The organism is Pseudomonas sp. AC083 (assembly GCF_979253165.1).
This window is the reverse complement of record NZ_CEEDDH010000298.1, coordinates 1-242: the sequence shown is the minus strand read 5'-3', so window position 1 is coordinate 242 and position 242 is coordinate 1. Positions and strand designations below refer to the sequence as shown.

Genomic DNA, 242 nt, shown 5'->3' with positions numbered 1-242 from the left:
ATCCACTCCCACGCTGACGGCTTTTTTGGCCAGCACGCCGAGAAACACCCCGAACGCAACACCGACCGGGCCGGTCACGCTGCCCAGCGCCGCCATCGTTGCGCCGATTCCGAGGCCCGCCGCGTAACTGACGGCCTGCCCTCCGATATGTGCCGCGGTTCTGAGGGCCGCGGACTTCCCGAGTTGTGCTGCCGAGCGGTGGTTATCAATTTGCTGATCGGCTTCCTGAGCCCTTCTGGAGG

Annotated in this window: 1 protein-coding gene; it reads right to left on the bottom strand. The window is 65.3% G+C overall.

The genetic code is table 11. The features are described 5' to 3' along the window. Nucleotides 1-242 (bottom strand): hypothetical protein (locus AC0IXA_RS28010; RefSeq protein WP_471814994.1); only part of this gene is annotated, 242 nt, incomplete at both ends.